This window comes from Stenomitos rutilans, assembly GCF_059505485.1.
The window spans coordinates 56,072-64,813 of sequence record NZ_JCACKR010000082.1 but is presented as its reverse complement, the minus strand read 5'-3'; the positions used below and the strand labels follow the sequence as shown (position 1 = coordinate 64,813).

Here is an 8,742-nt window from a genome sequence, read left to right as displayed (position 1 = left end):
TCGTGGCATTGGCATGACATTGCCACCTATCCCACATTAATCTAATGCACTGCCGGGGGCTTGACCCGATGCAGTCCTTTTTGTGATTCGTTATCCTGGAGTAGGTCATAAGAAGCTTCCGGCTTTTGGTTGCGTTGCTTGCATGCCCAAGATAAAGGCGCATCGATCAATAAAGAACATGCTAAGCGACCCGACATGGGTTATCATGGTTCTTCTGAGCTACTAATTTGTCCAAATTTAGCTTTCCTGCCAGCGACTGGAGGAGGCGTGGGTGTAGGCAGCACGCTTTGGCGTGCTTATACATCGACAGGAGGCAAAATTTTACGGAGATAACTACCAGGAAACGATTCGCATGGTCAATCAGGAAACGACAGAAATAGATGTTGGCTTTACCCACGAGGATTTCGCTGCCCTACTTGACAAGTACGACTATCACTTCAGCCCTGGTGATGTGGTCGCTGGAACGGTGTTTAGTCTTGAGCCAAGGGGCGCACTGATTGACATTGGCGCGAAAACGGCAGCTTATATCCCCATTCAGGAGATGTCAATCAACCGGATTGATGGCCCTGAAGAGGTGTTGCAGTCCAACGAGACACGCGAGTTTTTCATCCTTGCTGACGAGAACGAGGATGGACAGCTAACCCTCTCAATTCGACGTATTGAGTACATGCGTGCTTGGGAACGGGTGCGGCAGCTTCAAGCAGAAGATGCAACCGTGCGATCGAGCGTCTTTGCGACGAACCGAGGTGGTGCGTTGGTACGAATTGAGGGCCTGCGTGGGTTTATCCCTGGCTCTCACATTAGTACTCGCAAACCGAAGGAAGATCTGGTTGGTGAGGAGCTGCCACTTAAGTTTCTAGAGGTCGATGAAGAGCGCAATCGCCTTGTCTTGAGCCATCGTCGCGCCCTGGTTGAGCGTAAGATGAATCGCTTGGAAGTTGGTGAAGTGGTGATTGGGACCGTTCGCGGAATCAAACCATACGGTGCCTTTATTGATATTGGTGGCGTAAGCGGCTTGCTCCACATCTCTGAGATTTCTCACGATCACATTGATACACCTCACAGTGTGTTTAATGTGAATGATGAAGTGAAAGTGATGATCATTGATTTGGATGCAGAACGTGGTCGTATCTCACTGTCTACTAAACAACTGGAGCCTGAACCTGGTGATATGGTGAAGAACCCGCAGGTTGTGTATGACAAAGCTGAGGAGATGGCAGCCAAATATCGTGAACAAGTGCTTGCCGCTCAGCAGCAACCGCAACAAACGATCGCGATTCCCGTGCCAGAAATTGAGCTGGAAGAGCTTCCTTCTGCCGTTGAGTAGGCTGATTTGGTTGGATTGAATCGTCACAGAGCGCTCGGCTATAGTTGCTGATCGCTCTGCCGTAAAGAGGGTGAATTCCCTCTTTTTTTATGAGCAACTTTTAGAAGGCTTGTTGATTGGGAGCAGTTTGATTGGTCACCATTCAATGCGGTAACGTGCAATTTCCATCAATCGAGGCCGTACTGTTTGACAAGGACGGTACTCTGGCTGATTCGCACGCGTTCTTACGCAGTTTGGGTCAAAAGCGATCACGCGTGATTGACGCGCGGATTCCAGGTGTTCAAGAACCACTGCTGATGGCCTTTGGGCTGGATGGGGATCGATTGAACCCAGCAGGCTTATTAGCCGTCGGCACGCGCCTGGAAAACGAAATCGCGGCAGCCGCCTATGTCGCCGAAACGGGGCGTGATTGGATCGAGGCAATGACGTTGGTGCGATCGGCCTTTGTGGAAGCAGACCGAGTGTTTCAGCGTAAAGCAGATAATACGCCTCTGTTTGCAGGCGCAGGCGATGTGCTACAGGCGCTGTCCATAGCTGGTCTCAAAGTCGGCATCGTCTCAGCCGATACGACTGAAAATGTCAGTGATTTTGTCGCACGCTATGAGCTTAAAGCCTGGATTCAAGTTGCACTTGGGATTGATCAGGGGCCTGGAAAGCCCGATCCCACTGTTTTCTATCAAGCGTGTGCTGCTTTAAACGTGCCACCTGAGCGAGTGCTTTCGATTGGAGACTCGGCGGCTGACATCGAAATGGCAAAGGCGGCTAACGCGGCTGGTTGTGTGGCAGTGACTTGGGGGTGGACGCAACGCGAGCGCCTCCGTCAAGCTGATGTATCGATCGCCAGCTTCTTAGATATCCAGATTCTGAAGTAATTAGAAGCCACAAACACAGAACACTCTGGCTTTCGCCCCTTTTGACAGTTCTTATCCTGCATTCTCTTTTTCTGCCTGCTACCCTTAAATGCTGCTCATCAAAGTGCGGAATTCCTCTCAGGTTCAAGTGGTATAATCTGCTGAACTTACCAAAAAGTTCACAGAACTTGGCACAACTTTCACGAGTGGCCGCTTTTGAGTCATCTTATATTCGTTTTATAATCTTTCGCCAGAGAGGATTGACGCTTGTCCCGACGCTACCTTTTTACTTCTGAATCCGTTACCGAAGGTCATCCCGACAAAATCTGTGACCAAATCTCAGACACGATTTTAGATACCCTCCTGGCGCAAGACCCTCAAAGTCGAGTTGCGGCTGAGGTGGTTGTCAATACGGGTCTCGTATTGATCACGGGTGAAATCACCTCTAAAGCAACGGTGAATTATATTGAGCTTGCACGGCAAAAGATTGCTGAAATTGGCTACTCCGGAAGTGATAGCGGGTTTTCAGCCCACAGCTGCGCGGTGTTGATTGCGTTGGATGCTCAATCCCCCGATATTGCTCAAGGTGTTGATGCCGCTCATGAGACCCGTGAACAGGCCAGTGATGAAGAGCTTGACCTTATCGGTGCTGGTGACCAGGGGATCATGTTTGGGTTTGCTTGTAACGAAACGCCAGAGTTGATGCCGCTGCCAATTTCATTGGCGCATCGGGTTTCACGTCGGTTAGCCACTGTTCGCAAGACTGGTCAGTTGCCGTATCTGCGTCCAGATGGAAAAACTCAGGTGACGGTGCTATACGAAGATAACCGCCCGATCGGGATTGACACCATTCTGGTCTCTACTCAGCACACAGCGACGATCGGCGATTTTACTGATGAAGCGGCTGTGCAGGCAAAAATTAAAGAAGATCTGTGGTCGCTGGTGGTACAGCCTGTCTTCCTGGACATCGACGTGAAGCCTGATCAGAACACGCGCTTTCTAGTCAACCCAACAGGCAAATTTGTCATTGGTGGCCCTCAAGGAGATTCAGGGCTGACGGGACGCAAGATTATTGTTGATACCTACGGTGGCTACTCGCGGCATGGGGGCGGTGCGTTTTCAGGTAAAGATCCTACAAAAGTCGATCGCAGTGCGGCTTATGCTTGCCGTTATGTTGCAAAAAATATTGTGGCAGCAGGTTTGGCTGATCGTTGCGAAGTGCAGCTTAGCTATGCGATCGGGGTGGCGCGTCCCGTCAGTATCATGATTGACACATTTGGCACGGGTAAGACCAGTGACGATCGCTTGTTGGAATTAGTCAACGAACATTTTGAACTGCGTCCTGCTGGTATTATTCAAACGTTTAACCTGTGCCATCTGCCAGGAGAGCGCAACGGTCGCTTCTATCAAGACGTTGCAGCATATGGACATATGGGGCGAACTGACCTGGATCTACCCTGGGAGCAGCTCGATAAGGCTCCGCTTCTAAAAGCTGCCCTAACAGAATCACTGTCGATGCAGCATTAGACCCTGGTAGTCTAGTGGCAAATTAAGTGATGAGTAGCAAATAAGATTCTTCTAGCGGCTGGCGTCACCAGCCGCTTTTTTGGGTCAAACTGCCTGTCAGGATCAATCCTATGGCGTTGTTCTGGATTAACCAATCAGCACTTTTAGTGGTTTGGTCTGCTTCTTAATGGCCTCAGTGTGTTGTAGGTTAGTGACCAATCTTTTGAGTTCATTCTCCTGTAACGGGCGTCTGGGAGGGATACGAGATCTCAGTTAAGCTAAGGTGAATACAAAAAGCAAGACTAGAAAGGTATCCTTCGCGGATTAACCTTCTCATTTTTTAGTCACGTCTGTTTTATCATGACTCGATGCTTTAAACAGAAGCTTCAGCCTGGCTGTTAGCGACCCTGTTAACAGCTTTAACAAGCTCTGCGAGAGCGATCAGCCGCAAATTATATGGATCTCTACTGCACTCGTCCAGGCTGTCCACATCCTGTAAATGCCTTTGCTGACTTGGATCAACAAGCCACGCTGAAGACAGTGCCACAAAAATATTGCACCACTTGTGGCATGGAATTAATCCTGGTTGGGCGCTACCTGCCGCTGAAGCTATTGGGCCAAGGTGGATTTGGGGCCGCTTTTCTGGCGCGCGATCGCTACACGCCCGCCATGCGCCTCTGTGTGGTTAAACAATTCTTACCGTCTGGGACTCTCAGCCCAGCCCAACTTCAAATCGCACAGCAGCTTTTTGAGCGCGAGGCCGAAGTGCTGGAACAACTTGGGAATACGCATCCACTCATTCCTGACCTGTTTGCCTTTTTTGAATTGACGATCGCCACCACTCAACCGGGCAAACAGGACAAGTTTTTTTACCTTGTGCAAGAGTATATTGACGGGCAGACGATGGAAGAGGAGGCTATCCAAAAAGGCACGCTTCCATCTGATGATGTCAGGGCGATGCTAAAAGAAATTTTGGAGGTGCTGACCTTTGTCCATGAAAACGGCTCCATCCACCGAGACATTAAGCCGTCTAACATCATGCGCCACTGCAATGGTCGCTTTTACCTGCTGGATTTTGGTGCTGTCAAGCAAGCAACTAAAGGGGCGGCAACGGGACGGTCCACAGGCATATACTCACTGGGCTTTGCGCCACCAGAGCAGATGGCAGGTGGTGAGGTGTATCCCTCTAGCGATCTCTATGCCCTGGCTGTAACTTGCCTGATGCTACTCACAGGGAAGCAACCGAATGAACTGTTTGATTCTTACAGCAACACCTGGACATGGCGTAGCGAAGCGCCGGGTGTGAATCGGTCGCTTGCCGATGCACTCGATCGCATGCTGTTGCCCACGCCCAACCAGCGGTTTCAAACGGCAGAAGCGGTGTTGGCTGCTTTGAAACCCCCTGCTAAGCCCCGCACAGGCCGATCGTCCACTCCTTCAAAACGCGCCGTATCGCCTGCACCATCGCCCCCAACCGCGCCACCCCAACCTCAAGTTCAGTCTGCTGCCCCAGTGGTTGCCCCTTCGGGAACGCCTCAGTCGGTAGCCTCCCAGTCGATTAAGGTGTCTAGGGGGCGCAGCACGATCGCACCTTTCTCAACCATTGAGTTGCTAGGTGGAGCTGCGTTCACAGGGTTTGAAGGGGGCCTGTTGGCGATTGCGCTGGTGAGTCTCTTGGGCACCTCTCTCCTCAGCGGTGGCTTTTGGTTGATGTTGCTGATAGGGCTGATTTTTCTTCAGTCGCGTCGCACGATCGAACGGGTTGATTTGTTGATTGCAGCAGGGGCAACACTGGCGATCGTGCTGTTGGTACCGCCACTCCATCACGTTGTGGCAGCGCTAGGCGGAAACGTGTGGGTCACAGTTGTAGTCATTGCTGGCTTGGTAGGGCTGGTGGCGATCGCGGCAACGGCGCTGTTTCGGATCATTTTTAACTTGCTGTCTACCTTTCTTTAAGGCAACTCAGCATACGATTATGCCAGAGGCAGGGGCGTTTAGCCTTGAGGTCTGAACGCAGACAAACAGACGGCTCAATGGGCATCGGTGGGCACAAAGGAATTTATGGCACAAAAGAACGATACAACGGCATTGCTTCTGGCGTTTCTGGTGACAGCCGGACTCATTGGAGGAGGCTTTTGGTGGTTTACGCAGCGATCGGGCAGTGACCTGAGCAAACTGCTGCCCACAACCACCCCCTCAAGTCAGCCTGATGATGGCAAGCCGACCGTGCCATCCACGAATAACCCCAATGCTCAAACAACCGCTAAAGGCTTTACTGAGGTGCAGAATGTTCCCTCTGGTTTGTTTAGCTACGGCGGCAGCACCACCTGGGCACCCATGCGGCTGATCGTTGATCCGGTCATTCAGTCAACGCGTCCAGAGTTTCGACTGCGCTACGTCGATCCGATCTCTGGAGCACCGGGTTCGGGGATGGGCATCAAGATGGTCATACAGGATGAAATTGCGTTTGCTCAGTCTTCACGTCCTGTATCGGATCAGGAAAACCAGTTGGCAGCGCAGAGAGGCGTGAAGCTCAAGCAAATACCTGTGGCGATCGATGGCATTGCGATCGCGGTGAATCCCAGTCTGGAGCTTCCAGGGTTGACGATCGATCAGGTCAAAGGCATTTATATCGGCACGATTACCAATTGGAATCAAGTTGGCGGCCCCAATCTAGTCATTCAACCGTTTGAGCGACCCCCTACCGCAGGCGCAGGCACGATCGAAGTACTGCTGGGTGACAGCAAAACAGGGGTCAATGTCCAGGAGGTTGCCACGACAACAGCGGGCTTGCGGAAACTGGCAACCAACCCAGGTGGAGTCTACTTCTCTACCGCTACAGAACTGGTGCCCCAATGTACCGTCAAACCTGTGCCGATCGCGCGGCAACCGGGGCAGTTTGTGCCACCTTACCAGGAGCCACTAGTTGCACCAGGTAATTGTCCTGCTCAGCGCAACAAGATCAACACGAATGCCTTTCAGAGCGGACAGTATCCGCTCACGCGCAACCTCTTTGTAGTGGTGAAACAGAATGGTGCGGCTGAGCAGCAAGCGGGAGAGGCGTATGCAAACTTTCTGCTCACCCCTCAGGGCCAAAGCCTGATTAAAAAAGCAGGTTTCGTTAGCATTCGTTGAGCGGAAATAGGGTGTTTAGGACTTACGCATTTGCCCCAAGCCCCCAATTCTGGAGGCTTTAATTGGTTTGGTTCCCCCTTTCTTGTAGCTTGCTTCCCGAAGGGTATGCCCAAAGGGCTATGAATTAGGGGCTAGAGGGCGAAAGATTGACCGCTTTTGCGTAAGTCCTAGTGCTCATACCGATTTAAAGAATGACGGCTACAGATCGGTAGGGGCAAGGCAAGGCATTGCCCCTACAGGATGTGTCGCATTTTCAATTCAAATTGGTATCACTTGATCGCTGGCAGCGCTGCACAAGCGGTTGACCTTCACGCTGACAGATCCAAAGCTGCAGGGGGTGCGTATCTCTTTCTAGATTCGCTTGTCACGGATTTTGCCTCATGCCAGAGCTAATGGGCTTGTAGAGCCATCTTGGGCAATGAGTTAAACCGCAGGCACTCTACTTAATAAGACTTACGCAAATGCGGTCATCTTTCGCCCCCTAGCCCCCAATTTTTGGGGGAACAGAGCCAATTAAAGCCCCCAGCATTGGGGGTTTGGGGGCAAGTGCGTAAGTCCTACTCAATCAATTGCGATCGCGGCCTTAAAGATCAGGTCTATGGGTTTCAAGGGTGACTCCCTATTGCCCTCATTGATCTGGCTCTTGCGATCGTCACTGGATTGAGGTCGATCGTGCTGGCTAAAAGTGGTGTGCTTGAGGCCATCTGCATGGTGGTCACAATCAGGCACGACTGTATGAGCTGTACACAAGTCGAATGACACACCCTTCAGGAGAACCCTTATGAATCAGGAACAAAGACTGCTACCGGAAGCGACAGCTCGTCGCAGCAAGCGTTGGTCGCGCCGTGACATGCTGAAAACAGGTGCGGTTGCGGGCGCTGCTGGTGCGATCGGGTTACCTGCGATCGTCAAGCGGGTTGAGGCCGCTTCTCCCTCTGCCACGATGAACGATACCAAGGTGTTAAATGGCGCTCTATTTTATGAGCATCAAGCGATTTGGGCCTATGGGTTTGCTGCGGGCAAACTGTCTAGCACGAGTATTGGTAAAGCTGTCCTTGCGGTAGCTTTGGCAAACCAGGCCGATCACAAAAAGCACCGCGATACCTTAACCGCCGTCATTAAGCAGCTAGGTGGTACGCCTGCTGAAGCACAAAAGCAGTACGATGTCTCGTCTTATCTCAAGGCAGGTGAAGGTGCCCTTGACTCTGATGTCAACATTGCCAAGCTAGCACTGGCGCTGGAAACCGATGCCGCGATCGCCTATGGTCGTGAAATCGCCAAACTGAAAACGCCTGCGCTGATTACGGCAGGTGCCAGCATTGGTGCAACAGAAGCGTCTCACGCCACGTTGATTCGCTCTACGTTTAAGTCTCTGGGTGTTGATCTTGCTGTTATCCCAGCTTCTTTTGTAAGTGCCGATACCCGCAGCGAATGGGTGCTGAAGGTTTAGCTTACTGCGCGATCGCTAGGGGCTGTCATCAATTACTAATGCACATGACTCGCAGCGAGGGTTCCAGCCCCTAGCCTTGTTTGTTAGAACGGGCGCGGTAAGGCTGATACTCAAGGGTTTTGAGCTCAATTGATGACGCGCCCTAGCTCAGACGAGGCAACCGTGTTCGGGTAAGGGGTGAAGAGCTTAATTTTCGCCCCTTCTACCCTGTGCCTTTTGCCTTCTACCTTCTACCCATTGGTGACAAGGTAAGAGATTAAGCTGAAAGTCAAGCCATTATCTTGATGGCTTCGTTGCTTTGCTCACCCGTCCAAGATTAAAAGTCAGGCTAACGGCATGGAAACCCGTTGTAGACTTTGCCGTCCCAAAGGGTAACGGGTTAAAAGACTCTTGTAGTCCTCCTTTCCCTACTCCTCTAAAGAGGACTTCATTCTATTAGCCCACACGTTCAGTGCATAGCGGGGCAGACGATC

Annotated in this window: 7 protein-coding genes; 6 read left to right on the top strand and 1 reads right to left on the bottom strand. The window is 51.6% G+C overall.

Translation table 11 applies throughout. From position 1 onward, the window contains the following. Positions 1-292: 292 nt before the first annotated feature. The 5 genes from AC5JLP_RS14885 (at position 293) to AC5JLP_RS14865 (ending at position 6,819) form a co-directional block, all read left to right on the top strand. Complete coding sequence (locus AC5JLP_RS14885; RefSeq protein ID WP_496068707.1) at positions 293-1,327, top strand: 30S ribosomal protein S1; 1,035 nt, start codon at positions 293-295, stop codon at positions 1,325-1,327. 131 nt (positions 1,328-1,458) lie between these two features. After that, the gene (locus AC5JLP_RS14880; protein ID WP_496068706.1) at positions 1,459-2,199 is read left to right on the top strand and encodes an HAD family hydrolase; all 741 of its coding nucleotides are present in this window, start codon (positions 1,459-1,461) and stop codon (positions 2,197-2,199) included. 246 nt (positions 2,200-2,445) lie between these two features. Further along, complete coding sequence (metK, locus tag AC5JLP_RS14875; protein ID WP_496068705.1) at positions 2,446-3,705, top strand: methionine adenosyltransferase; 1,260 nt, start codon at positions 2,446-2,448, stop codon at positions 3,703-3,705. A 435-nt stretch (positions 3,706-4,140) separates the two neighbouring features. After that, positions 4,141-5,640, top strand: coding sequence for a protein kinase domain-containing protein (locus AC5JLP_RS14870; protein WP_496068704.1), 1,500 nt, complete (start codon positions 4,141-4,143; stop codon positions 5,638-5,640). Between the two features lie 105 nt (positions 5,641-5,745). Continuing rightward, complete coding sequence (locus AC5JLP_RS14865) at positions 5,746-6,819, top strand: PstS family phosphate ABC transporter substrate-binding protein (protein WP_496068703.1); 1,074 nt, start codon at positions 5,746-5,748, stop codon at positions 6,817-6,819. A gap of 561 nt (positions 6,820-7,380) precedes the next feature. On the opposite strand, the gene AC5JLP_RS14860 is transcribed toward AC5JLP_RS14865, so the two are convergent. Continuing rightward, positions 7,381-7,548: a hypothetical protein gene (locus AC5JLP_RS14860; protein ID WP_496068702.1), complete on the bottom strand. Its 168-nt coding sequence runs from the start codon at positions 7,546-7,548 to the stop codon at positions 7,381-7,383. Between the two features lie 52 nt (positions 7,549-7,600). Here AC5JLP_RS14860 and AC5JLP_RS14855 point away from each other — a divergent pair, with 52 nt between their 5' ends. After that, positions 7,601-8,269 carry a ferritin-like domain-containing protein gene (locus AC5JLP_RS14855; RefSeq protein ID WP_496068701.1) on the top strand — a complete coding sequence of 223 codons (669 nt, stop codon included), beginning with the start codon at positions 7,601-7,603 and terminating at the stop codon, positions 8,267-8,269. The last annotated feature ends 473 nt before the right edge of the window (positions 8,270-8,742 follow it).